The sequence below is a fragment of the Mesorhizobium sp. LNHC232B00 genome, assembly GCF_000502435.1.
GTDB lineage: Bacteria > Pseudomonadota > Alphaproteobacteria > Rhizobiales > Rhizobiaceae > Mesorhizobium > Mesorhizobium opportunistum.
The window spans coordinates 156,395-180,666 of record NZ_AYWP01000007.1 but is presented as its reverse complement, the minus strand read 5'-3'; the positions used below and the strand labels follow the sequence as shown (position 1 = coordinate 180,666).

The 24,272-nt window shown below is 63.1% G+C and carries 23 protein-coding genes, 1 tRNA gene and 2 pseudogenes; 14 read left to right on the top strand and 12 right to left on the bottom strand.

Annotation, left to right across the window (positions count from 1 at the left end; genetic code table 11):
* Positions 1–68 precede the first annotated feature (68 nt).
* Positions 69–260: a hypothetical protein gene (locus tag X743_RS157095; protein ID WP_023765459.1), complete on the top strand. Its 192-nt coding sequence runs from the start codon at positions 69–71 to the stop codon at positions 258–260.
* A complete protein-coding gene (locus X743_RS157100; protein ID WP_023765458.1) occupies positions 257–1,696 on the top strand; it encodes a GMC family oxidoreductase in 1,440 nt (479 codons plus the stop codon). Before X743_RS157095 ends, X743_RS157100 begins: the two co-directional genes overlap by 4 nt.
* A gap of 223 nt (positions 1,697–1,919) precedes the next feature.
* Here X743_RS157100 and X743_RS157105 read toward each other — a convergent pair whose 3' ends face one another.
* The gene (locus X743_RS157105; RefSeq protein ID WP_023765457.1) at positions 1,920–2,552 is read right to left on the bottom strand and encodes a TetR/AcrR family transcriptional regulator; all 633 of its coding nucleotides are present in this window, start codon (positions 2,550–2,552) and stop codon (positions 1,920–1,922) included.
* A gap of 102 nt (positions 2,553–2,654) precedes the next feature.
* On the opposite strand from X743_RS157105, the gene X743_RS157110 reads away from it, so the two are divergent.
* Positions 2,655–3,059 (top strand): VOC family protein, encoded by a 405-nt coding sequence (locus X743_RS157110; protein WP_023765456.1) that lies wholly within the window; start codon positions 2,655–2,657, stop codon positions 3,057–3,059.
* 80 nt (positions 3,060–3,139) lie between these two features.
* On the opposite strand, the gene phhA is transcribed toward X743_RS157110, so the two are convergent.
* Positions 3,140–3,976, bottom strand: coding sequence for a phenylalanine 4-monooxygenase (gene phhA, locus X743_RS157115; RefSeq protein WP_023765455.1), 837 nt, complete (start codon positions 3,974–3,976; stop codon positions 3,140–3,142).
* 136 nt (positions 3,977–4,112) lie between these two features.
* Between phhA and X743_RS157120 the strand changes: the two genes are divergently transcribed.
* From X743_RS157120 to X743_RS157125, 3 genes and pseudogenes are all read left to right on the top strand, one after another.
* Positions 4,113–4,589, top strand: a complete 477-nt coding sequence (locus X743_RS157120; protein ID WP_013891868.1) for an Lrp/AsnC family transcriptional regulator — start codon at positions 4,113–4,115, stop codon at positions 4,587–4,589.
* Positions 4,590–4,705: 116 nt separating this feature from the next.
* Positions 4,706–6,228: pseudogene (gene bchE / locus X743_RS01000000168890) on the top strand (magnesium-protoporphyrin IX monomethyl ester anaerobic oxidative cyclase).
* A gap of 100 nt (positions 6,229–6,328) precedes the next feature.
* Complete coding sequence (locus X743_RS157125; RefSeq protein ID WP_023765454.1) at positions 6,329–6,787, top strand: RidA family protein; 459 nt, start codon at positions 6,329–6,331, stop codon at positions 6,785–6,787.
* Between the two features lie 48 nt (positions 6,788–6,835).
* Here X743_RS157125 and argB read toward each other — a convergent pair whose 3' ends face one another.
* Both argB and X743_RS157135 read right to left on the bottom strand, forming a co-directional pair.
* Positions 6,836–7,729 (bottom strand): acetylglutamate kinase, encoded by an 894-nt coding sequence (gene argB / locus X743_RS157130; protein WP_023765453.1) that lies wholly within the window; start codon positions 7,727–7,729, stop codon positions 6,836–6,838.
* Positions 7,730–7,875: 146 nt separating this feature from the next.
* Entirely contained in the window at positions 7,876–9,375 is a 1,500-nt protein-coding gene (locus X743_RS157135; RefSeq protein ID WP_023765452.1) for an amidase, read from the bottom strand.
* 138 nt (positions 9,376–9,513) lie between these two features.
* Here X743_RS157135 and X743_RS157140 point away from each other — a divergent pair, with 138 nt between their 5' ends.
* The 4 genes from X743_RS157140 (at position 9,514) to msrB (ending at position 12,280) form a co-directional block, all read left to right on the top strand.
* Positions 9,514–10,053 (top strand): sigma-70 family RNA polymerase sigma factor, encoded by a 540-nt coding sequence (locus X743_RS157140; RefSeq protein ID WP_023765451.1) that lies wholly within the window; start codon positions 9,514–9,516, stop codon positions 10,051–10,053.
* Complete coding sequence (locus X743_RS157145; protein WP_023765450.1) at positions 10,050–10,772, top strand: anti-sigma factor; 723 nt, start codon at positions 10,050–10,052, stop codon at positions 10,770–10,772. Before X743_RS157140 ends, X743_RS157145 begins: the two co-directional genes overlap by 4 nt.
* 220 nt (positions 10,773–10,992) lie before the next feature.
* On the top strand, positions 10,993–11,550 hold the full coding sequence (locus X743_RS157150) for a fasciclin domain-containing protein (RefSeq protein WP_023765449.1): 558 nt from the start codon (positions 10,993–10,995) through the stop codon (positions 11,548–11,550).
* 226 nt (positions 11,551–11,776) lie between these two features.
* Entirely contained in the window at positions 11,777–12,280 is a 504-nt protein-coding gene (gene msrB / locus X743_RS157155) for a peptide-methionine (R)-S-oxide reductase MsrB (RefSeq protein ID WP_023765448.1), read from the top strand.
* Between the two features lie 123 nt (positions 12,281–12,403).
* On the opposite strand, the gene X743_RS157160 is transcribed toward msrB, so the two are convergent.
* Together X743_RS157160 and X743_RS157165 are read right to left on the bottom strand one after the other, a co-directional pair.
* Positions 12,404–13,996, bottom strand: a complete 1,593-nt coding sequence (locus X743_RS157160; RefSeq protein ID WP_023765447.1) for a DHA2 family efflux MFS transporter permease subunit — start codon at positions 13,994–13,996, stop codon at positions 12,404–12,406.
* A gap of 73 nt (positions 13,997–14,069) precedes the next feature.
* On the bottom strand, positions 14,070–15,257 hold the full coding sequence (locus X743_RS157165) for an HlyD family secretion protein (RefSeq protein WP_023765446.1): 1,188 nt from the start codon (positions 15,255–15,257) through the stop codon (positions 14,070–14,072).
* Positions 15,258–15,389: 132 nt separating this feature from the next.
* Here X743_RS157165 and X743_RS157170 point away from each other — a divergent pair, with 132 nt between their 5' ends.
* A complete protein-coding gene (locus tag X743_RS157170) occupies positions 15,390–16,124 on the top strand; it encodes a TetR/AcrR family transcriptional regulator (protein ID WP_023765445.1) in 735 nt (244 codons plus the stop codon).
* Between the two features lie 12 nt (positions 16,125–16,136).
* Here X743_RS157170 and yihA read toward each other — a convergent pair whose 3' ends face one another.
* The 6 genes from yihA to rpmH all read right to left on the bottom strand — a co-directional run bounded on the left by yihA (position 16,137) and on the right by rpmH (position 20,964).
* Complete coding sequence (gene yihA, locus X743_RS157175) at positions 16,137–16,796, bottom strand: ribosome biogenesis GTP-binding protein YihA/YsxC (RefSeq protein ID WP_013891880.1); 660 nt, start codon at positions 16,794–16,796, stop codon at positions 16,137–16,139.
* Complete coding sequence (locus X743_RS157180; RefSeq protein WP_023765443.1) at positions 16,793–17,431, bottom strand: CatB-related O-acetyltransferase; 639 nt, start codon at positions 17,429–17,431, stop codon at positions 16,793–16,795. The genes yihA and X743_RS157180 overlap by 4 nt, the downstream gene beginning before the upstream one ends.
* A 423-nt stretch (positions 17,432–17,854) precedes the next feature.
* Entirely contained in the window at positions 17,855–18,415 is a 561-nt protein-coding gene (locus X743_RS157185) for a fasciclin domain-containing protein (RefSeq protein WP_023765442.1), read from the bottom strand.
* A gap of 220 nt (positions 18,416–18,635) precedes the next feature.
* A complete protein-coding gene (yidC, locus tag X743_RS157190; RefSeq protein ID WP_023765441.1) occupies positions 18,636–20,447 on the bottom strand; it encodes a membrane protein insertase YidC in 1,812 nt (603 codons plus the stop codon).
* Positions 20,448–20,461: 14 nt separating this feature from the next.
* Complete coding sequence (gene rnpA, locus X743_RS157195; protein ID WP_013891888.1) at positions 20,462–20,815, bottom strand: ribonuclease P protein component; 354 nt, start codon at positions 20,813–20,815, stop codon at positions 20,462–20,464.
* Positions 20,816–20,829: 14 nt separating this feature from the next.
* A complete protein-coding gene (rpmH, locus tag X743_RS157200) occupies positions 20,830–20,964 on the bottom strand; it encodes a 50S ribosomal protein L34 (RefSeq protein ID WP_023765440.1) in 135 nt (44 codons plus the stop codon).
* Between the two features lie 279 nt (positions 20,965–21,243).
* On the opposite strand from rpmH, the gene X743_RS157205 reads away from it, so the two are divergent.
* The 3 genes and pseudogenes from X743_RS157205 to X743_RS01000000168885 all read left to right on the top strand — a co-directional run bounded on the left by X743_RS157205 (position 21,244) and on the right by X743_RS01000000168885 (position 24,269).
* Entirely contained in the window at positions 21,244–22,731 is a 1,488-nt protein-coding gene (locus X743_RS157205) for a HAMP domain-containing sensor histidine kinase (RefSeq protein ID WP_023765439.1), read from the top strand.
* Positions 22,732–23,005: 274 nt separating this feature from the next.
* Positions 23,006–23,082 (top strand) — tRNA-Arg (locus X743_RS157210).
* Positions 23,083–23,302: 220 nt separating this feature from the next.
* Positions 23,303–24,269 (top strand): annotated as a pseudogene (locus X743_RS01000000168885) (AraC family transcriptional regulator).
* The last annotated feature ends 3 nt before the right edge of the window (positions 24,270–24,272 follow it).

Genomic DNA, 24,272 nt, shown 5'->3' with positions numbered 1-24,272 from the left:
TCTTCCCCGATGCATGTCCCGTTCCGGGAACGCCATGCGCAGCCGAGGCTCCCATCGAGAGACCAGTCATGAGTTTCTTCAAAGAAATGTCGCGCCGCACGATGATGCAGGCGCTGATCGCAATGCCAGCCCTGTCCCTGTTCCGCAAATCGCCTGCCGACGCCGCCCATACCGGCGCATCCCGGGTCGATGCACTGGCCGACCCGAGCGAAATCGTCGAGGTCAATGGCTGGATCCTGAAGCGGAGCGATCTGGCATGATCTTCGACAGTTACGAGGCGTATCGCGCCGCCAATTTCAGACCCAAGGTCTGCATCCTCGGTTCCGGCCCGGCTGGCACCACCATTGCCCGCAAGCTCGGTGCCGCCGGCATTCCAGTCGTGGTGCTGGAAGCCGGCGCGCGGGATTTCAGCGACGAATCCCAGGATTTCTACCGCGGCACCACGGTCGGCGATTTCTATTTCGATCTCGACATCACCCGGCTGCGGTTCATGGGCGGCAGCTCCAACCACTGGGCCGGATGGTGCCGCGTGCTCGACAAGCAGGATTTCGAGCCGAAGGCCTGGGCACCCGACACCGGCTGGCCAATCCGGCGCGCCGACATCGAGCCCTACCTGAATGAGGTGCATGACATCCTCGACCTACCCGATTTCCGGCCGGATGTGCCGATATCGGACGACATTCGCTGGGTGCAGCTGATCAAGAGCCCGGCGGTGCGTTTCGCCGAGAAATTCGGCGACGAACTCGACAAGAGCGGGAACATCGCCGTCGTGCTCAACACTTATGCCACCGAGCTCACCGGCGACGGCAAACGCGTGACTGGCGCCAGACTGTGGTCCGACGGCCAGGATGCCGGAACGTTCAATGCCGACTATTTCATCGTCTGCACCGGCGGGCTGGAGAATTCACGGCTGCTTTTGTGGTCGAACCGGCGCTCGAACGGCGGCGTGGTGCCGAATGCGGCGGCGCTTGGCCGCTACTGGATGGAGCACCCGACCTTCGAGGGCGGCAATGCCATCCTGGCCGACTACGGCGCGTTCGAGGTCGATGCCGTCAACGAGGCCTTCTTCTCGCCGACGCTCGCCGCGATGGAGCGCCTGCAGATCATGAATTTCGGTATCCGGCTGATTGAGACGCCGTATCCGGGGGTCAAGAGCCTGATCGCCGATCTCGCCTGCACGGCGCCCAACATGGCCGAGTGGATGTCCTCCAAGCTGAGCCAGAATCTGCGCTGCGCGGCCCAGCTCTATGTCGCCTGGGAACAGGCGCCGCGGGCCTCCAACCAGATCGAACTGTCGAAGACCGATGTCGACCACGCCGGCGTGCCGCGCATCGAACTGAACTGGAAGAAATCGGACCTGGAACGCCGTACCCTTCTCGAAGGACTCAGGCTGTTCGGCACGACGCTGATCGAGAAGAATCTCGGCCGGGTGCGCATCGCCGACTGGATCGCCAACGGCCAGGACTACCCGACCAACGACGAGACGGCAGGCCACCACCATATGGGCGGCACGCGCATGGGCACCGACGTCACCAAGAGCGTGGTCGATGCCAACTGCAAGGTGCATGGCATGGACAATCTCTATGTCGGCGGCTCTTCGGTGTTCTGCACGTCGGGGCAAGCCAACCCGACAACGACGATCACCGCGCTGGCCTGCCGGCTGGGTGAACATCTGACCAAGGTGGTCAGCGTCTGAGCTCCTACGGCCCTCGGCCGGCGCCGATAATGGCGCCGGCAGACGCTTGATATCGGCTCAAAGGCCGTGGACGGCGATGCGCACCAGCACGGCGGCGGCGGCAAGCGCCACGAGCAGGATGCCGAGGCCGATGGAGAGCCCCAGCCATACCATTCCATTGCAAGCCGGGCGATAGGGGCTATGTGTTCGCCGGCGTTACCGCGAACGCCGGCAGGGAGCCGGACTATTTCGGCTGGGCCCCATAGGCGACAAGAAACGCCTCTACCGAGGCATCCGCGTGCCGTTCAAGTTCGGCCTTGGAGCGCGGATCGCTTCCCGTGAACATAGCTTCATTCATGGGAATCCAAAGAAGCATTCCAAACAAATGGCTCGCTGCCAGACGGGGATCACTGGTTTGCATCAGCCCTCGATCGGTGAGCTTTTGAAAGCAGGACGCCATCGAGGCAAGCATGCGCTCAAAACCTTTTTCGTACCAGCTGCGGCCAAGCTGCGGCATTCGATCCGCGTTGGCGATAATCAGGCGCCGCAGCTTCAACAACTCTTCATCCAGGAGCATCGTTACCAAACGTCGAGCAAGCTGCTGCAGGCCGCCCTCCATGAATTTCGCCTCGGAAAGCAGTGTCGTCACGGACTCTATGACATCGTTGACCTGGGTAGCGGTTGATAGGACGACTTCGCCGAAAAGCGTCTCTTTGTCCGTGAAATGCTTGTAGATGGTCTGCTTGGAAGCTCCCGCCCTTGTGGCGATTTCCTCCATGCTGGTTCCATCATAGCCCTTGCCGATGAACGCCGCCGTGGCCGCTTGGATGATTTCACGATCCTTGCGTGCCGATCTGGTCTCACCTTCGATTTCCATTGGCGCCCCTCGACCAGTACTAGACGGTACCGTTCCCGTATGATAGCTCTGAAACGGTACTGGACTGACTAGTACCCTGTCAACGAAGGCGAGCCTAGACCGATGACCAAGATGATCTTCCTTAATCTGCCGGTGCGCGACCTGCAGGCAGCGACAAACTTTTATCTCGCGATCGGGGGCACGCTTAATCCGCAGTTCTCGAACGACCAGGCCAGCTCGATCATGTTCTCGGACTCCATCGGTGTCATGTTGCTCACGCACCAGCATTACAGCCAGTTCACAGCGCGGCAGATCGGCGATCCCAAGCGTGACAGCCAGATGCTGATCGCGCTCACCACCGACAGCAGGGACGAGGTCAATGCCATAATCGAGAAGGGCGTGGCGGCAGGCGGCCGCGCCGATCCCAATCCAGCGCAGGATCTCGGTTTCATGTTCAACCGTCACATCGAAGACCCAGACGGAAACGTCTGGGAGTTCATGTGGATGAACCCGTCTGCCATGCAATAGCCTGGCGAGATCAAAGCGCCCGAAGCGCGTTGCGTCGAAACGGATTCACGCAACGCGCCTCAAACACCGGCGCCGGATCACTAGACCGTCGCCGGGTCGAGCGCCGGCTGGCCCTTGCGGCGGGCCACGATCGCCTCGAAATCCGCGGTCCGGAAGGCATCGCGTAGGGCGTCGAAGGACGACAGCACGAAATAGGCGCGCTGGAACTTGTCGATCTCGTAGCCGGTGCGCATCACCGTTTCGAGGTCGAAGGGCACGTGATGGGCGTCCTTGCTCTCGACGGCGAACTGCAATTCGGTAAAGGACGACATCAGGCCGGCGCCAAAGGCCTTCAGCGGCTGGCCTGCCTCCTGCATCAAGCCGTATTCGGCCGTATACCAGTAGAGCCGGGTGATCATCTCGTCGCCGCCGAGCGCTATGATGTCGCCGGCCTTCTTGCCATACATCTGCATGAAGTCGGCGAACACCGGCTGAGACAGCACCGGCACGTGGCCGAAAAAATCGTGAAACATGTCCGGCTCGACGATGTAGTCGAGCTCCTGCCTGCTGCGCAGCCAGTTGGTGACCGGGAAGCGGCGATTGGCGAGATGATCGAAGAAGGGGGCGGCCGGTATGAGCCCAGGCACGGCGACGATCTCCCAGCCGGTCAGCTTGCGCAGCTTGGCGCTGACGTCCTCGAAATCGGGGATGCGGTCGAGCAGGCCGAGCTTCTCGACACCGTCGAGATAGGAGTGATGGGCGAGCTTGCGCGTCAGCTTGGTCTGGCGGTTGCACAATGTGCGCCACACCGCCTGTTCCTCGGCGCTGTAGTCATAGCCCTGCGCCACGGTGAAATCGGCACGGCAGACCGAATAGTCGCCACGCAACCCTTGCGCCGCGCAGTCGCGGGCATATTCGGCAACGCTCATCGTCGTCATGGCTTTTCTCCCTGCAATCATGATGGTGACCTGCCGAAAGGCTAACCGGATTTGCCGGGGCAAATCGGCTTTTATGATGGCTCGAATGCCATATCGCGGATAACATTCACTCACAATCCGTGCCATAGGAGTGAAAATGCCTCAGTTCGATGATTTCGAGATCAAGATGCTCGACGTTCTGCAGCGCGACGGCCGCAAGCCGGTGTCGGAGCTGGCGCAGGAGATCGGCCTGTCGACGACGCCGTGCGCGCGGCGCTTCGAAGCGCTGCAGGATGCCGGCATCATCAAGGGCTTTGCCGCGGTGATCAGCCGCCGCGCGGTCGGCTTGATGGTCGAGGTTTTCATCCAGGTGCGCCTGGTCAGCCACAGCGACGGCTCGCCCGAAAGCTTCATTGCCGCGGTGCAGCGCATGGACGAAGTGTCATCGTGCTGGACGATGACCGGCGACCACGATTTCCTGCTGCATGTCATGGTGCCGTCGGTCGACGAGCTCAACGCCTTCGTCATGCATCGGCTGATGCGGCTCGACGGCGTGCGCGACGTGCACACCCAGCTGGTGCTGCAGAACATCAAGGGGCCCGGACACGTGCCGCTTGCGCACCTGAAGCGATGACATCGCCCGCCCTCCGCATTCCTGCGGAGAAGCTGCACGCAAACTGCTGAAACAGGCCAAGCCGGGGTCCACATCGCGGACCAGCATGCACGGATCATCCCTCCAGGAGATCCGCCGTGAAAATCGTCCTGATCAATCCGCCGCACACCGCTATCGGCAGCCGCGTGCCGGACGATCATCTGCCGCCGCTTGGCCTGCTGGCGATCGGCGGCCCGCTGATTGACGCCGGCCATGAGGTGCGGCTGGTCGATGCCGAATTCGAGCCGATGCCGCTCGACATTGTGGTGCGCCGCACACTCGACGATCGGCCGGACTTCGTCCTGATCGGCCATTCCGGCTCGACCTCGGCGCATCCGACCGCCCTTTTGATCGCCGGGATGATCAAGGCGCGCGAACCGGCGACCATCGTCATCTATGGCGGCNGGGGCTGCTGCTGGCGATCCTGATCGACCAGCGCGTGCGCGGCGAGGGCGAGGCGACCGTCGTGGCGCTGGTCGAGGCGCTGGAAATGCACCAGCCGCCGGCAAGCGTCGCCGGTATCGCCTTTCGCGACGATTTGCGCCGTCCCTTCGCCACGCAACCGGCGATGACCATCGCCGAGATCGACGCCTACCGCGTCGGCTGGGAGCTGATCGACCACAGCCGCTACAGCTACTGGGGCGGCAAGCGCGCCGTGGTCATGCAGTTTTCGCGCGGCTGCCCGCATCTGTGCAACTATTGCGGCCAGCGCGGTTTCTGGACCCGCTGGCGGCACCGCGATCCCAAAAAGTTCGCGCGGGAAATCGCCTGGCTGCACCGCGAGCACGGTGTCGAGCTGATCAATCTCGCCGACGAGAACCCGACCGTCTCGAAAAAGGCCTGGCGCGCCTTTCTCGACGCTCTGATCGCCGAGAGCGTGCCGGTGCTGATCGTCGGCTCGACGCGGGCCGACGACATCGTGCGCGACGCCGATATCCTGCATCTCTACCGCAAGGCCGGTGTCATCCGCTGGCTGCTCGGCATGGAGAACACCGACGAGCAGACGCTTCAATTGATCCGCAAGGGCGGCAGCACCTCATCCGACCGCGAGGCGATCCGGCTGCTGCGAAAACATGGCATCTTGTCGATGGCGACCTGGGTGGCCGGTTTCGAGGATGAGGGGTTTCGCGACCTCTGGCGCGGCTTTCGCCAGCTCATCGCCTACGATCCCGACCAGATCCAGGCACTCTATGTGACGCCGCATCGCTGGACGCCGTTCTTCAGGATTGCCCGCGACCGCAAGGTGATCCAGCAGGACGCCCGGCTGTGGGATTACAAGCACCAGGTGCTGCACATGACCCGGCTGAAGCCGTGGATGCTGTTCTTCTCGGTCAAACTGATCGAACTCGCCGTGCAGTCGCGGCCAAAGGCGCTGGCGCGCATCCTGTTCCACCCCGATCCCGAGCAGCGGCATTCGATGCGCTGGTATACGCGGATGGGCCGCCGCGTCTGGTTCCGCGAAGTCTGGGGTTTTCTGGCGCGCGACATCAGGGTGAAAGACGGGCCGACGCTCGCCGAATTCTGGGGCGCGCCGCAGGATGCCGAAGAGGAATCGATGGTGTTTGCGCGCCAAGCCCGAAAACCGGCCGCGTCCGTCGTCGCGCAATCGCGCACCGCCTGAGCGGCACTTCCTCCACGTGTCCGTCGCCAGGCTTGCACTGGCGGCCGGCGGGCAGTGCGCTAATTTTCTGCGAACCGTTGGTTACCGGCAGGAGGAAGCGATGAACCTTGTCACGCATAAGAAGATGAAAGGTGACCGGCTGATGCCCTGGGGGAAAGGCACTGTCGTGACGGGAGCCAAGGGGTTCGTCTTCCTTGCCGGAAATACCGGCACAGCCGAAAACTACGATCCGTCGAGCGGCAAGGGAGGCGCCGTCGGTGACGCGGCGACGCAGTGGCGCTCCATCCTGACGAACATCAAATCGGATTTGGAGGAACTCGGCAGTTCGCTCGAGCATCTCGTCAAGATCACACAGTACGTCAAGGGACCGTTTCCGGACGGAGGGGCCTTGAGTTCGCCAAATTTCCGGTTGGACGTGATGGATGAATTCTTTGCCGAGCATTGCCCAAAGCATTGCAGCTACAACAATCCGCCGCCATCGGAGGTGATCGGAGTGATCGCACTTGCCCATCCCGATCTGGTCATCGAGATCGTGGCGGTGGCGGCCCTGCCTGACTAGTGCGTGCCGCCCAACCGCCTGCCGCCCAGGCGGCACAGCCGCGGACCGTCAGGGCACGATCAGCGTGCCGGCGCCGTGTTCCGTGAACAGCTCGAGCAGCACCGAATGCGGCGTCTTGCCGTTAAGGATGACGACGCCCTCGACGCCGCGTTCGATCGCCTCGATGCAGGTCTCGACCTTGGGGATCATGCCGCCCGAGACCGTGCCGTCCTTGATCAGCGACTTTGCCTCGGCGACCGTCAATTCGTCGATCAGCTTCTTGTTCTTGTCGAGCACGCCGGGCACGTCGGTCAGGAACAGCAGGCGCGTGGCCTTGCAGGCGCCGGCAATGGCGCCGGCGAAGGTATCGGCGTTGATGTTGTAGGTGTGGCCGTCGCGGCCGGGCGCCACCGGCGCCAGCACCGGGATCATTTCCGAGCGCGCCAGAAGATCGAGCAGCGTGCGGTCGACTTCGACCGGCTCGCCGACGAAGCCGAGATCGAGCACGCGCTCGATGTTGGAGTCCGGGTCGATCATGGTCTTGCGCGCCTTTTCGGCGAAGACCATGTTGCCGTCCTTGCCGCACAGGCCGATCGCCCATTCGCCCTCGGCATTGATCAGGGCGACGATCTCCTTGTTGATCGAGCCGGCGAGCACCATTTCGACGATCTCGACGGTCTTCTGGTCGGTGACCCGCAGGCCGCCCTCGAACTTGGATTCGATGCCCATCTTGGCCAGCATGGCGCCGATCTGCGGCCCGCCGCCGTGGACGACGATCGGGTTGACCCCGGACTGCTTGAGCAGCGCGATGTCGCGCGCGAAAGCCTTGCCGAGCTCGATATCGCCCATGGCGTGGCCGCCATATTTCACCACGACCGTCTTGTGCTCATAGCGCTGCATGTAAGGCAGCGCCCGCGACAGCAGGGCTGCCTGCATTTCGGCGGTGGCGGTTATCTCCGTCATCGGCATGGTTTCCCTGGCTTTGATTCATGCATGTCGTTGCCCCAAACCGCTGGGCACGTGCACCGTTAAGACCGGCGGCGTCTTAGCGGGAATTGGCTCTGCCCGCAAATGTCATTGTTGTCATATTCGCCGGGTTCACGGCCTCGTCATTGTGCCGGTATCATCAGCGGCGCCCGCCGCTTCAGCCAGCCCGAAATCTTCTCCATCTGCGCGGCGAAGGACAAAAGCGTTTCTTCATCGCCAGGGCGGCCGGCCGCCTGGATGCCGAGCGGCAGGCCGGCATCGGTGACATGGACGGGCAGCGCAATCGACGGCTGGCCGCTGACATTGTGGATCGCCGGCCAGTGGGTGAACCACAGGCTCTTGTCCATCAGCTGGCCGAACACGGACTCGACCTTCAGCAAGGGCGTGAGGTGAAGCTTGTCGAGCAGGTTCTCGATCAGCTCGTCGGCGCCTTTCGGATCCATGGCGCCACAGGCGAGCGGCGGGTGGGCGATAATGGGCAGCAGCACGGCATCGTAGCGCGCGGTCTCCGTGATTAGCTGTCGCGAGGCAGCGTGGAGCCGCTGCAGGGCGGCATAGGTCTCGCCGGCCGAAACCATCTCGCCCAGCCGGCCAAGCACCCGCGTGGCGCGCTCCACGTCGCCGGTAACGGGACGGCCGACGCGCAGCGCTTCCGCCTGCAGCGTGCCGGCAACGGCGGAGGCAACCGTCCTGCAGAAGTCGGCGAAGAAATCGCGCCCGATGAAGGGCAGATCGATGTCCTCGACGGTGTGGCCGCCCTCGCGGGCGAGCGCCACCGCGATGTCCAGCGCTTTCACCGTCTCGGCCGAAATCGGCAGGCCAAGCGGCGACTTGCGGTAGACCGCCAGGCTGAGCTTGCCGGGATCGCGCGCGGCGGCAGCGGCGAATGTGCCCTTCGGCGGCAGCGCGGCGTAAGGCGACAGCGAGTCGGGACCGTGGGTGAGGTCGAGCAGCAGCGCGCAATCGCGCACCGAGCGGGTGACGGCATGATCGACGACCATGCCGTACCAGCTTTCGCTCACCAGCGGCGTCAGCGGGATGCGGCCGCGCGAGGTCTTGAGCCCGACAAGTCCGGTGCAGGCCGAAGGCACGCGGATCGAGCCGCCGCCATCCGAGGCATGCGCCACCGGCACGACGCCGGCTGCGACCAGGGCTGCCGAACCGCCGGACGAGCCGCCGCTGGTGTGGCCGGTGTTCCAGGGATTGCGGGTGATGCCGAAGGCCTTGGATTCGGTCATCAGCCGCAGCCCATGTTCCGGCGATGTCGAGGTGACGATCGGGACCAGCCCGGCGGCGAGATAGCGCTCGGTCATCACCGAATTGACATCGGGCTGCCATGCCGGGATGCGGCTGCCGCCATGCGACGGCACGCCCTTGATGGCGATGCCTAGATCTTTGATGGCAAAGGGAACGCCGGCCAGCGGCAGCGAACGGTCCATGGTTCTCGCCCGGGTTCGAGCGGCCTCATAGAGCGGCTCGGCCGTGGCATTGATTTCAGGCCTTGTGGCCTCAGCGCGTGCGATCGCCGCCTCGGTCAGCTCGATCGCGGACAGCTCGCCCTTGCGCACCAGGCCGGCAAGGCCGGTTGCGTCTTCTTCCCACAGGATCCGTTCGACCGACATGTGCGTTCCCCATTGCCGCCAAGCTAGCCAGCGGCGATTCCCTTGGCAATCGAAGCCTGCGTCCGGACGCCGGAACTTTAGGTGCATGGAATATTTCAGTCGTTGCAAATACAACGCAATTGCCTAATTTGGCTCGGCATGACGCCGCAGGACATCACCAAGCTGATCGTCCGGACTTCGATGAAGGATCGGGCTGCGTTCGATCTGCTCTACCGGCAGACCAGCGCGAAACTTTTCGGCGTATGCCTTCGTGTATTGAACGACCGGGGAGATGCTGAAGAAGCGCTGCAGGAAGTCTTCGTCAAGATATGGACGAAGGCGGACCGTTTTGCTGTCTCCGATCTGAGCCCGATCTCCTGGCTGGTGGCGATCGCGCGCAATCATGCGATCGATCGCATCAGGGCGCGGCGCAAGCCAGCCACCGATATCGATGCCGCGCTCGACGTGGCCGATCCGGCGCCGGGACCTGAAGCGATGGCGGTGGCGGGTGACGAGACCGAACGCGTCCACCATTGCCTCGACGAACTGGAGAAGGACCGGGCGGCGGCCGTCCGGGGCGCTTATCTCAAGGGCGAAAGCTATGCCGAACTGGCGGAACGCCACGGCGTGCCGTTGAACACGATGCGTACCTGGCTGCGCCGCAGCCTGATGAAACTCAGAGAATGCCTGGAGAGATGACGCTCGCAGAGGACAATGGACCGGAACGTGGGGGCGACGACATGTTCGCCGCCGAATACGTTCTCGGCGTGCTGCCGGCGGACGAGCGGCAGATCGCGTCCAGGCGCATCGATTCCGAGACCGATTTCGCGCGGCTTGTCGACGGCTGGGAGGTTCGCCTCTCGCCACTGGCTGACGCCTATCCGGAAATCGAGCCGCCGGCATCGGTGAAGGCGGCTGTCGATCGACGCCTGTTTGCATCGACCCCGGCCGCACCCGCCGAACCCCGTGCAGGCCTGTGGTCCAGCCTCGCCTTCTGGCGCGGCCTCGCGGCAGCGGCGGTTGCCGCGCTCGCGCTCTACATTGCCGTGCCCTACGTCAATCCGCCGGCCGTCCAGCCGCAGACGCGGCTAGTCGCCTCGCTGGCCGCCGACGGCAGCGACGTCAAATACCTCGCCGTCTACGATGCCGCGCACCATGAAGTCAGCCTGTCGCATGTTTCCGGCGAGCGCGCGTCCGGCAAGGACTTCGAACTTTGGATGATCGAAGGCAAGAACGCGCCGGTCTCGATGGGCGTCATCCCGAGCGGAGCGACGGCTCATATCGTCGTCTCGCCGGCGGCGCAGCAGAAGCTGGCGCAAGGCGCGGTGCTTGCCGTCAGCCTCGAACCGCCAGGCGGTTCGCCAACCGGGCAGCCGACCGGACCGGTAGTTGCCGCGGGCGATTTGAAGAGCATCTAGCCCGACCGTTCGCGCTTGTGACCATGATTTAGGCTATAGCAAGTCTATCTTTAATTCCGCACTTCTAAAGTTCCACCAAGCCGGCAAACTACCGAGCCTGGAAAATTTCTTTCCGCGCTCAGAAAAGTTCAAAATAAAAAAATCTGAAACTCTCGCGTTTGTGTCCCGTATCTCCTCGCGTCCCCAAAAATGGGAAGAGAAACCCGAGGAGTTCAACAAAATGCGCAAGTTCGCCACCCTTTTGCTTGCCGGTACGATGGCCGTGTCCGCGCTTGCCACCGCCGCCTATGCCGAAAACCCGATGGTCGGCGGCGCCGCCATGTTTGCCAACAAGACCATCGTCGAGAACGCCGTCAATTCGAAGGACCACACGACGCTGGTCGCGGCCGTCAAGGCTGCCGGCCTGGTCGAAACCCTGCAGGGCGCCGGTCCGTTCACCGTGTTCGCGCCGACCAACGAAGCCTTTGCCGCCCTGCCGGCCGGCACGGTCGACACGCTACTCAAGCCCGAGAACAAGGACAAGCTCGTCAAGATCCTGACCTGCCACGTCATCGGCGCCAAGGCGATGGGCGCCGACGTCGCCGCGATGGCCAAGGCCGACGGCGGCACCCACAAGGTCAAGACCGCCGGAGGCTGCGAGCTGTCGCTCAAGGCCGATGGCGGCAAGGTCACCGTCACCGACGAAAACGGCAATGTCGCCAATGTGACGATCGCCGATGTCGAGCAGTCCAACGGCGTCATCCACGTCATCGACAAGGTTCTGCTCCCGAAGATGTGATCGGGCTGAAGATGTAACAAAGGGCTTGGCGTGGCGAACCTGCTGCAAGAGCCCTCCGTCGATTGCATCGTCTCGCTCCCGCGACCTGCAAGCGACACGCGAGTTCCGCGCCGCCCACGGCCGAACCGTGGAACGGCGCGGAGTGCGTGCGAGGGCAACCGTCACCGGCTTTTGACTTTCGCGTGGCGGCATAGTTTGGCAAAATAGACAATCGGAGGAACTGGTCATGAACCGTCGCGACTTTCTTTTGAGCGGCGTCGCTGCCGTTGGCGCCGTCGGGGCCGCCGCTACCTTGCTGCGCATGGGCGGCCCGCAGCCGGCTCAAGCCGCCGAGAAATTCGAGATCACCAAGACCGACGACGAATGGAAGGCCATCCTGTCGCCGGCCGCCTTTGACGTGCTGCGCAAGGAAGGCACCGAATATCCCGGCACCAGCCCGCTGCTCAACGAGCACCGCAAGGGCATTTTCGCCTGTGCCGGCTGCGACCTGCCGGTCTATCCCTCGGAGACGAAATTCGATTCCGGCACCGGCTGGCCGAGCTTCTGGCAGGAGATCGCCAATGGCATCGGCAAGACCGAGGACCGGTCGCTGGGCATGACCCGCACCGAGGTGCATTGCCGCCGCTGCGGCGGCCATCTCGGCCATGTCTTCGACGACGGCCCGGCGCCGACCGGCCTGCGCCATTGCATCAACGGCGTGGCGCTGAGCTTCAAGCCCGCCACGGCCTGACAGATTCTGCTTCAAACGAAAAACTCCGGGCTTTGCGGCCCGGAGTTTTTTGCGCGGTCAGAGCTTTTCGGGCGTGGACTGGAGGAGCTTCCCGAAACCGCTGCCCACGTGTGGTATTTTTGTTTAGTGGCCGCCTCCGCCGCCACCGGGCGCGGCCGGCTTGTTGATCAGCATGGTGAACAGGCCAAGCGTCGCGAACAGCACCGTCAGCATGTAGAACACGTCCATGAAGGACAGCAGCGCCGCCTGCTGCTGGACCATGCCCGACAGCTTGGAGATCGCCGCGCTGGCGGCATCGAGGCCCGTGGTCTGCTCGAAATTGAGCGTCATGTTCTGCAGCTTCTGCTGGGCCGCCGCACTGCCCCACTGCACGTGCTCCGACAGCCGGGCGTAGTGGAAAGCATTGCGATCGATCAGCACGGTGTTGATCAGGGCAAGGCCGACGGCACCACCGAGGTTGCGCGTCAGGTTGAACAGGCCGGACGCATTCTTCAGCCGGTCGGGCGGCAAGGTGCCGAGCGCGATGTTGTTGATCGGCACCATGCACAGCATCATCGAACAGCCGCGCAGGATCTGCGGGATCAGCAGTTCATAGAAATCCCAGTCGGCGGTCAGGTGCGTCATCCACCACGTGCCGGTGGCGAAGCCGAAGAAGCCGATCATCATCATCAGCCGCAGATCCATCTTGCTCGACAGAATACCGGAGATCGGCGCGGTGACGAACATGGCCAGGCCGCTGACGAACAGAGCCTCACCGATCATCATCGAATCGTAACCGCGGATGCGGCCAAGGAAGACCGGATAGAGATAGGTCAGCCCGTAGAGGCCGATGCCGATGACGAAGGAAAACAGCGAACCGAAGGCGAAGTTGATGTTGCTGAAGGCCCGCAGATCGACGATCGGCTCCTCGGCGGTGAAGACACGCCAGAAGAAGATCACTGCACCGATGGTCATGATTATGGCGCAGATGAACACGGCATGATCCTGCAGCCAGTCATTGTTCGGACCTTCCTCGAGCACATATTCCATGCAGCCGAGGAACGCCGCCATGCCGGCGAGGCCCCACCAGTCGAACTTGCTGAACAGCTTGAGATTGGGCTTGTCGAAGTCGATCAGCGACCAGGCCGCGGTCGCCACCAGAATGCCGGGCACGACATTGACGAGGAACAGCCAGTGCCATGAAAAGGCATGGCTGATGTAACCGCCGACGGTCGGGCCGATGGTCGGCGCCAGCGTCGCCACCAGGCCGATCATCGGCGAGACGATGGCGCGGCGCGAGGGCGGGAAGATGGTGAAGGCGGCCGCGAAGACACTCGGGATCATGCCGCCGCCGATGAAACCCTGCACGGCGCGGTAGACGATCATCTGGTCGATGTTGGTGGCGGTCGCGGCGAGCGCGCTGGCGGCGGTGAAGCCGGCTGCCGCGATGGTGAACAGCACGCGCGTCGACAGCATGCGGCTGAGGAAGCCCGACAGCGGGATCATGACCACCTCGGCGATCAGATAGGCCGTCTGCACCCACGGAATCTCATCGGAGCTGGCGCTCAAGCCCGCCTGGATCTCGGACAGTGAGGCGGAGACGATCTGGATGTCCAGGATGGCCATGAACATGCCGAACACCATTGCCAGGAAGGCAATGATGCGGCGTGTGGAAATAGTGTCAGGGACGGCCGGCCGTGCCGGCGGCGATCCTGCGGTGATTGTTGCTGTTGCCATTGCATGGGCCTCCTTGAGGCAGGCCGGGCGGCTCAGTGCTTGATCAGCCCCCGAGCCGCCCTCCGAAAAGCGCTTAGTTGGTGCTCGCGGCAGGTGCGGTGCGGCTGTCGACGTTGACGACAACGCTCAAGCCAGCGCGCAACTTGCCTGTCTTCAGGGCATCGGCCGGGACGTCGATGCGGACCGGGACGCGCTGCACCACCTTGGTGAAGTTGCCGGTGGCATTTTCCGGCGGCAACAGCGAGAAGACCGCGCCTGAAGCCGGAGCGAGCGACGAAACGGTTCCCTGGATGGGCTGGCCGTCGATGGCGTCGACCGAGATGTTGACCTTTTCGCCGGGAACCAGGCGGGCAAGCTGGGTCTCCTTGAAGTTGGCGACGATATAGAGCTTGTCCAGCGGCACGACGACGGCGAGCTTCTGGCCGGGGCTGACGAGGTCGCCCTGCTCGACCGACCGGTTGCCGACGACGCCGTCATACGGAGCCTTGAGCACGGTGAAAGAAAGGTCGCGCGCGGCCTTGTCGCGGCTGAGCTGCAAGGAGGCGAGCGTGCTCGCCGACTCGGCGCGCTGCGCCTCGAGCACACCGATATTGGCCTGTGCCGCGGCGATCTGCGCGTCGGCGCCGACCAGAGCGGCATTGGCCTGGTCGAGCGCGGTCTGGGCATCGTCCAGCTGCGCCTGCGTACCGACATGCGTCTTGACCAGCTGCGCGGCGCGCTGCTGGGCACGGGCGGCATTGCCGGCCGCGGCCTGATCGGCGACCTTCTGCGCCTGCGCCTGCTGCAGGGAAGCCTGCGCGGCCTTGGTCTGCGCGTGGATACGGTCGAGCGTCTTCGACAACGTGGCGATCTGGGCGTCGGCCTGGGCGACAGCTATTTTGTAGTCGCCGTCATCGATCGTCAGCAGCGGGTCGCCGGCCTTGACCAGCTGGTTCTCGCTCACCTTGACCTGATCGACATAGCCGGAAATCTTCGGCGAGACGAACGCCATGTCGGCCTGGACGTAAGCGTCGTCGGTCGAGATCATGAAACGGCCGGTCGTCCAATAGTCATAGCCATACCAGGCGCCGGCGCCGAGCAGGGCAACGCCGATGATCGGCAGCAGGAAGGAGCGCACCGAACGCTTCTTCTTTGCGGGGGCTTCCGCCGGCGGCGGCGCGGCGGCCGGCTGGACAGGAATTCCCGGTGCTTCCGTCGCCGGCGCAACCTTGGCGCTGGGGAACGGACGGACTTCGGCGGTGGATGGCGCGTTTGAGGACATGACATCTCTCTAGGAAAGATTATAATAGACTGAACCGTTCGGTTCGATGGACGTTGACATAGCGCGTAAAGAGGACCATATCAAGGGACAATCGAACCGCTTGGTTCGAATTATTTTCGAGGTGTGACTTTTATGGCCGAGACAACGCCCGACGCCGAAAACGACAAATGCGAGGATCTGCTGGACAGCCTGCGCCGCGGCCGCCCCGCCGCCGGACAGGATCCGGTCAAGCGCAGCCAGATCATCGACGGCGCCCGCCGTGTCTTCATCGACAAGGGCTTCGAGGCCGCCTCGATGAACGACATCACGCGCGAGGCCGGCGTGTCGAAGGGCACCATCTATGTCTACTTCGCCAACAAGGAAGAGCTGTTCGAGGCGCTGATCGAGGAAGAGCGCGGCAGCATATTCAAGAACATGTACGACTTGCTCGATCGTTCCGACGATCTGCGCCAGACGCTGGTGAAGTTCGGCAAGGTGCTGTCGATGAAGATCACCTCGGCCAGGGTCATCCAGGCGCAGCGCACCGTGATCGGCGCCTCCGACAGGATACCCGACATGGGCGCGCGGTTTTACGAGCGCGGCCCCAAACGCGGCCATGACAGGATGGTGACCTTCCTGAACGCCGCCATCGAGCGCGGCCTGCTGCGCATCGACGATGTCGACCTTGCCGCCTATCAGTTCACCGATCTTTGCCTTGCCGGTCTTTTCCGGCAGTGCATCTTCGCCTACCGCGTCAAGGCGCCGAGCCAGGAGGAGATCGAGCACATCGTCCGGTCAGGCGTCGATATGTTCCTGAAGGCCTACGGCACCGCAAGCCTGGCCGAGGAAGAACGCCACCAGATGATTGCCCTCGAGGCAAAGTCCTGACGGGAAACCGCGTCACCCGCCATTGGCGGCAAGCACGATGGCGGCCTGCAATTCCTCGAGACCCTCACCCTTTTCCGATGACGTCGCCAGCACGAACGGAAACGCCGCCGGCCGCTTCTTGATCTTGGCCAGCGTCTCCTCGATCAGCCGCGGCACGCCAGCGACCTTGATCTTGTCGGTCTTGGTCAGAACGATCTGATAGGACACCGCCGCCTTGTCGAGCAGCGACAGCACTTCGTCGTCCTTGGCCTTGATGCCGTGGCGGGCGTCGATCAGCACATAGACGCGCTTCAGCGTGACGCGGCCCTTGAGATAGTCGAAGACCAGCTTGGTCCACTCGTCGACCTTCTCCTTGGGCGCGGTGGCGTAGCCGTAGCCCGGCATGTCGACCAGCGCCATTGGCGGCAGGTCGGCGCCCTCGCCCGAAAAACCATCCGGCACGAAATAGTTGAGTTCCTGCGTGCGCCCCGGCGTGTTGGAGGTGCGGGCCAGCCCCTTCTGGTTGACCAGCGCGTTGATCAGCGACGACTTGCCGACGTTGGAGCGACCGGCAAAGGCGATTTCCGGCGGCCCTTCCGGCGGCAGGAATTTCATGGCCGGCACGCCGCGGATGAAGATCCAGCCGCGCGTGAAAAGGTCGGTGCCGATCGTGGTGCTGTTCAAAGCGTTCAAGCTGCTGCCTCCAGAAGAGAAATATCGGCGCCCCTGATGGCGTCGAGGTTGCGGCCGATCTTGTCGACCGGCCAGTCCCACCATGCCACCGCCAGCAACCGCCGGATCGTCCTGTCGTCGAAACGCATCTTCACCATCTTGGCCGCGTTGCCGGCGACGATGGCGTAGGGCGGCACATCGTGCGTCACCACGGACTTCGCCGCAATGATGGCGCCATGGCCGACTTGCACACCCGGCAGGATCACCGCCTCCATGCCGATCCAGACGTCGCTGCCGACCACGGTGTCGCCGCGCACTTCCTTCGACCATGTCGCCGGATCAAAACCGTTTTCCCAGCCATGGCCGAAGATGTTGAACGGATAGGTCGAAAAGCCGGACATGGCATGGTTGGCGCCGTTCATGATGAAGCGCGCGCCTTCGGCAATGGCGCAGAACTTGCCGATGATCAGCTTGTCGCCAATGAAGGGATAGTGGTGCAGCACGCATTTGTCGGCGAATTTGTCCGGCCCGTCAGGGTCGTCGTAGTAGGTGAAGTCGCCGATCTCGATGTTCGGCGCACTCACCAGCGGCTTCAGGAAGCCGACGCGCGTATGCATCGGGATCGGGTGCTTGATGCCGGGGTTGGGTCCGTCCATGTCGATATCCGTCGAGGAAGTGATTGGTCGGCGCATCCGGACTGCGGGGTGCGCCTGGTCAAAATAACGTGATCCGCCCTATAGCATCAATGGGCCGAGAGCGAGCTTTCCTTGTCATGGAGCTCATTTGTTGCCGCGGCAAATCACGATCGGATTGGACAGCGCGCTGTCGAAGCCGCTGCCCTGATACCGGCCAAGGTCGACCATAGCGCCGTCACATGGAGTGACGTGCCGGGAGCGGTTGCTCGACAGCTGAAACCCGGTCGCCTTCACATATCCAAAAAACCGGAGCCCTGCGTGGGACTGCTGGACTCCGGTCCATTGCCGATACGGCTTCCCAGGAAATATGGACCTCGTCATGAGGTGGGGCGGCAGGCCCGAGAAAGCCCCACGGACCTGCCTGATCCCCTTCGCCGGAAGCCGTTACTTCGGCAACAGCACCTTGTTGACGACATCAATGACGCCGTTCGACTGGTTGACGTCGGCGATCGTCACCTTGGCCTCGCCGCCGGACTCGTCGATGATGTAGAGCTTGCCCTTCCTGACCTCGGCGGTGAGCGTGTCGCCCGAGACGGTCTTCATCTCATATTTGCCGCCCATCGCCTTGGCCTTGGCCATCATGTCCTTGCCGGAGATCTTGCCGGCCACGACATGCGCGGTCAGCACCTTGGTGAGCTGGTCCTTGTTCTCGGGCTTGAGCAGCGTTTCGACGGTGCCGGCCGGCAACGCGGCGAAGGCTTCGTTGGTGGGCGCGAAGACGGTGAACGGGCCGGCGCCCTGCAGCGTGTCGACAAGGCCAGCCGCCTTGACGGCGGCGACCAGCGTCGTGTGGTCCTTCGAGTTGACGGCGTTCTCGACGATGTTCTTGGTGGCGTACATCGGCGCGCCGCCGACTGTCGGGTTCTTGGCATAGGCCGGGGCGGCAATCGCCGCGCCCGCGACGAGTGCGGAAAGGGCGATGATCCTGAATGACGGCAAGCGCATGTGGTCTTCCTCCGGGTGAGGGCTGATCGGAATTGATAGCCTTTGGAAATGCACACGCAGTCACGCCCCGCGACCGCTTGCAGTTTCGCCGATCACGGGAACGTGAACAGATATTTGCCCAAAGAAAAAGCCCGGGCGAACCGGGCTTTTCGAGAAGAGGGATCTTCTCTTCGGCTTTTTTGGAGGCCGGCTACTCCGCCTTTTGTAGGAAGAAGGCCGGCTACTCAGCCGGGGACGGTTTCTTCCGGAACAGCGCGACCAGATTGTCCCACAGCTCGATCTTGGCACCCTGGCGCTTCATGATCAGGCCCTGCTGGAGGATCGACAGCGTGTTGTTCCAGGCCCAGTAGATGACCAGGCCGGCCGGGAAACCCGCCATCATGAAGGTGAAGATGACAGGCATCCAGGTGAAGATCGCGGCCTGCGTCGGGTCCGGCGGCGTCGGGTTCATGCGCATCTGCAGGAACATGGTGACACCCATGATCAGCGGCCAGACGCCGATCATCAGCATGTGCGGCAAGGTGACCGGAACGAGGCCGAACAGGTTGAAGATCGAGGTCGGATCGGGCGCGGCCAGATCCTGGATCCAGCCGAAGAACGGCGCGTGGCGCATCTCGATGGTGATGTAGAGCACCTTGTAGAGCGAGAAGAAGACCGGGATCTGCAGCGCCACCGGCCAGCAGCCGGCGAGCGGATTGATCTTTTCGGTCTTGTACAGCTCCATCATCGCCTGCTGCTGCTTCATCTTGTCGTCCGCGTATTTCTCGCGGATCTCGAGCATCTTGGGCTGCACCTTCTTCATGTTCGCCATCGATGCGTAGGACTTGTTGGCGAGCGGGAAGAACAGCGCCTTGACGATGACGGTGGTGGCGAGGATCGCCAGGCCGAAATTGCCGAAGAATTTGTAGAGCGTGTCGATCAGCCAGAACATCGGCTTGGTGATGAAATAGAAATACCCCCAGTCGATCACCAGGTTGAACTGGCGAATATGACGGTCCGCCTCGTAGGCGTTGATCTTGGCCACTTCCTTGGCGCCGGCGAAGATCTCCGTCTCGACCGTCGCGGACTTGCCGGCATCGACATTGATCGCATCGGTGAGGAAGTCGGACTGGTAGCGGTGCCGGCCATCCTCGAAAAAGGCATAGCGCGGCTGGAACGGCTGCTTCTCGGTCGGCACCAGGGTGACGGCCCAGTATTTGTCGGTGATGCCGAGCCAGCCATCGGTCGACTTGCCCGGAGTGACCTGCTTTTCGGATTCGATCTTGGCGTATTTGTATTCGGCCAGGCCCTCGGTGCCGGTAACGCCGATGAGGCCTTCATGCAGCACATAGGTGCTGGCGACGGCCGGCTTGTCGTAGCGCGTGACGCGGCCGTAATTGAACAGCGAAACCGCGCTGGCGCCAGAATTCTGCACCGTGTCCGTGACCGTGAACATGTAGTTGGCGTCGACCGAGAAGACGCGCTTGAAGGTCAGGCCCTTGTCGTTGGTGTAGGTAAGCGTCACCGGCGTCGACGGGCTCAGCGTCGGATTGCCTTCCACGCTCCATACCGTGTCCGAACCCGGCACCGCGCCGGTCTTGTCGTTGCCGACGAAGCCGATCTCGGCGAAATAGCCGGTCGGCAGCGCCTGCGGGTTGAGCAGTTCGATCTCGGGCGAATTCTTGTCGACGGTCTCGGTGTAGTGCTTGAGCTTGAGGTCGTCGAGGCGCGCGCCGGTCAGGTTGATCGAGCCTTCGAGGCTCGGCGTGTCGATCTTGACGCGCTTCGAAGCAGCCAACGCCTGATCGCGGCCGGCCGCGGTGACGGCGTCTCCGCCGGGCGCGTTGGGAATGGTGCCCGGCGCCGGCGCCGGTGTCGCAGCGCCTGGATTGGCGGCCTCGGCCGCCTTCTTCTGCTCCTCGACGCGCTGCTGCTCGATCTTGGCGGCCTCGCGCTGCTGCTCGACGCGCGGGTTCATGTAGAAAACCTGCCACAAAGTCAGGATCAGCACCGACAGCGCGATGGTGATGAAGAAGTTCCGGTTGTTTTCCATCGAGAGCCCTTGGCCTATCGTGTTCCGCGAAGTCGGCGGGAGAGTTCGGCCTTCAACTGGCCGAACGGGGCGCGCAGTGCATCGTCGCGCCCGACGATGACATAGTCATTGCCGGGCATCATGTCATCTGCGGCATGGACGCGGACGGCTTCTTTCAGCCGCCGCCTGACGCGGTTGCGCACAACGGCGTTGCCGACCTTCTTGGTGACGGTGAAGCCGACACGCGGCACGCCGCCGTCGCCGCGGTCGAGGACCTCGACGAGGAAAAACCGCCCGCGGCGCTTTTCACCACGGCGGACGGCCAGGAATTCCGCGCGTTTCAGAAGCCGCTTGGGATTGACCCCCACTGGCTTGCCGGTTGCGGGCAACGATCTCGTCTCGCTTAGGCGCTGAGCCGCTTGCGGCCGCGGTTGCGGCGAGCTGTGACGACGCCACGACCACCCTTGGTGGCCATGCGGGCACGAAAGCCGTGCCGACGTTTGCGGACGAGTTTGGACGGTTGGTAGGTACGCTTCATTTGTTTTAATACCGCGGGGTGCGGCCCTTCTTGATTCTGTCACTCTGTAACAGGAGCTTTGCCGGGCCGGCTTTGGCGCGATCGAAACCGCGCCGGGACGAATGGCCCGAGCGTGAGCGGGCTTATAGAAAGAAGGGTTTTGGAAGTCAATCCGGGGTCGTCGCGCCAAGGACGTAGGTTTTATGACGGCAATTTAATGTTCCGGCCAAAGGATAAATTGGCAAAAAAGCCTTGATCGCCTAATCTTGGCTGATCAAGTGATTGTGAAGACAGGGTTACATGAGCGAAGCCACGCAAGCGGGAGAAGGCACCGGAACAGCGCCAGCCGCCGTCCGCACGGTGCCTTTGTCGCGCGGCCTGTCGACGAAACTGCTGCTTTTGACCATTGTTTTCGTGCTGCTGGCCGAAGTGCTCATCTTCCTGCCCTGGATCGCCAGCTACCGGCTGAGCTGGCTCAAGGAGCGGCTGAGTACGGCCGCCGCCGTCTCGATCGTGCTGGTGCAGGGCGAGTCGACCTCGCTGTCGCGCACGGCCCAGAACGACGTTCTGATGGCGATCGGCGCCAAGGCGATCGCGGTGCGCGATGGCGGCGTCTCGCGGCTCCTGGTGGTGGCCGACATGCCGCCGCAGGTGGACGAGCACATCGACCTCGCCAGCGTCGGCATGGTCAAGGGTATGACCGGCGCGCTGGACACGCTGTTCTTCGGCGGCGACCGGATGCTTCGCGTTTTCGGACCGGTCGGCGACAGCGACAAGGAATTCGAGCTGATCATGCCGGACTACAGCCTGCGACATGCGATGCTGAGATATTCGCGTAATGTCGCCTTCGTCTCGCTGCTGATCTCGCTGTTCACGGCCATGCTGGTCTATGCCGCCATCGACCTGATCATGATCGGGCCGATCCGCACCATGACGCGCTCGATGCTGTCCTTCTCCGAGGCTCCGGACGATCCCGGGCGCATCATCCGCCCCGCCGCCCGCGCCGATGAGATCGGCGTTGCCGAACGCGAACTGTCGCAGATGCAGGAGCGGCTGCAAAAGATGCTCTCCGAGCAGAAGCACCTTGCCGACCTCGGCCTTGCCGTGTCGAAGATCAACCATGACATGCGCAACATCCTGGCTTCGGCGCAGTTGATGTCGGATCGCCTGCGCCAGGTCAGGGACCCAACCGTGCAGGCCTTCGCGCCGAAGCTTTTGCGCGCGCTCGACCGTGCCGTCTCCTATTCCGAAGGCGTGCTGGCCTATGGCCGCACGCAAGAGCCGCCGCCTTCGCGCCGCCGGGTGCGGCTGTACCAGCTGGTCGAGGACGTGCACGGCCTGCTCGACATCGGACAAGGCATCGAGTTCATCAACGCCGTCGAGGCGGCGTTCGAAGTGGATGCCGATTCCGACCAGTTGTTCCGGGTGCTCACCAATCTTTGCCGCAATTCGGTGCAGGCGATGGCGGCGGACACCGAGAGCGCGGTGGTGCGCCGGCTGGCGGTCTCGGCCGAACGCATGGGCAGCGTCAGCCGCATCGTCGTCACCGACACCGGTCCCGGCCTGCCGGCGAAGGCGCGCGAGAACCTGTTCGCGGCGTTCCGCGGCTCGGCGCGCAGCGGCGGCACCGGGCTTGGCCTGGCCATCGCGCACGAACTGATCCGCGCGCATGGCGGCACGGTGGAACTGGTGGAGTCGATCGGCGGACGCACGACATTCTCGGTCACCATCCCCGACCAGCCGGTGCGGCTCGACCAGGCCCGCGGCAGCCTGCGTCGCCCGGCCTGAGGTCTTCCGCACTGCTTTCCCGGGGGCGCTTGCCTTTCGAGCCCGACACTTTCCCTGATCTTCCCCGAGACTTTCCGTCCAGCCTGGAATCGCGCCGGCTTCGCGGCTGCCTCGAGCGTCGGGATCCGAGCCGCCATCGCCAGATGACATGCCTGCGACAAAACTTTTGCCGGATCGACTTGCTTTTCGCAAATTCAGTCGCTAGGGAACTGCACACATTCGCGGCCGGTCCTCAGGATCGGATCGCTGGGTCGTTGAAAACACGGCCTGATGCGCGCCCGTAGCTCAGCTGGATAGAGCACCAGACTACGAATCTGGGGGTCAGGAGTTCGAATCTCTTCGGGCGCGCCATTTATCTCAAGGACTTAACCAAATTGCGCCGTTTCAAATCGGCAATCTGAAACGGTTTTGCGCGACGGGATACAGGCCCCTTGTTCCGGTCATGGGGCGCTCGGTGGCTCGCTCACGATCTAAGCACGGTATGAAAGCCAGGTTTGGAAACGTGGTCGACAAGTAGAACCGATGCACAATTGCGATAGGATGTTTCACCATTTCCGGTTTTCGAGGTCCAATGTCTGAAGTGGACTGGCTCAGCCATCTCTTGCAAATGATCACCGTTACCGGCCAGCTCGAGGTCCGCTGCGCCTTGGCGTGTTACCTGGGGCCGGGCAGCGGCGAACGAGATCCCTTACCACGTCATCGTCAAGGGCAGGGCCATTTTAGAGGATCCGGAGACGAGAACAGCAAGGGAGCTGCAGAGCGGAGACATCGTTCTGCTGCCGCACGGTGCGGCGCATGTGCTGCATGATGGCAGCGGCCAGACGCCCATCCGTACACACGAAAGCGTAGGCTCTGCCGGATGGATGTTGAGCGAGAACGATGGCCAGGGTGAGCAACTCGATCTGCTGTGTGGGCGGTTTTTCGTCGCGCCACCCCATGATCGATTGATCCGTAACTACCTGCCCACGAATCTTGTGACGCGTTCTATGGACGGCCATGGGGACGAGAGCATCGGCTCCGCTTCCAACCAACTGGCCAGCCTGGTGAGGCTGATGCGAATGGAGTCCGCCGGTGACAGAGCGGGAGGACGGGCTATTCTCGACGCACTTTCTTCGGCCCTATTCACCTTGGTACTGCGCTCGGCGAGCGAAGCCGAGAAAGCGCCCGAAGGCTTGTTGGCCCTGGCCGGTCATCCGCGGTTGGCACCAGCAATTGCGGCGATGTTCGCTGACCCAGCGCGGTCTTGGAAACTGCCTGATTTAGCGGGCATGTGCGGCATGTCGCGGGCCACATTCATGAGGCACTTTCGGGACAGGCTAGGTTGCTCCGCCCTCGATTTGTTGACCGATCTCCGTATGAGTCTGGCCGCCAACGAGTTGAAGAAGCCAGCGATCAGCACCGAGGCCGTGGCCGAGACGGTCGGGTATCAATCCGTTTCGGCATTTCGGCGTGTGTTTGCCGAGAGGATGGGGATGACACCGGGGGAATGGCGGCGACTGGCGCACAATGGCGAGCAAGACGCGCGACCTGGGATCTGAAAA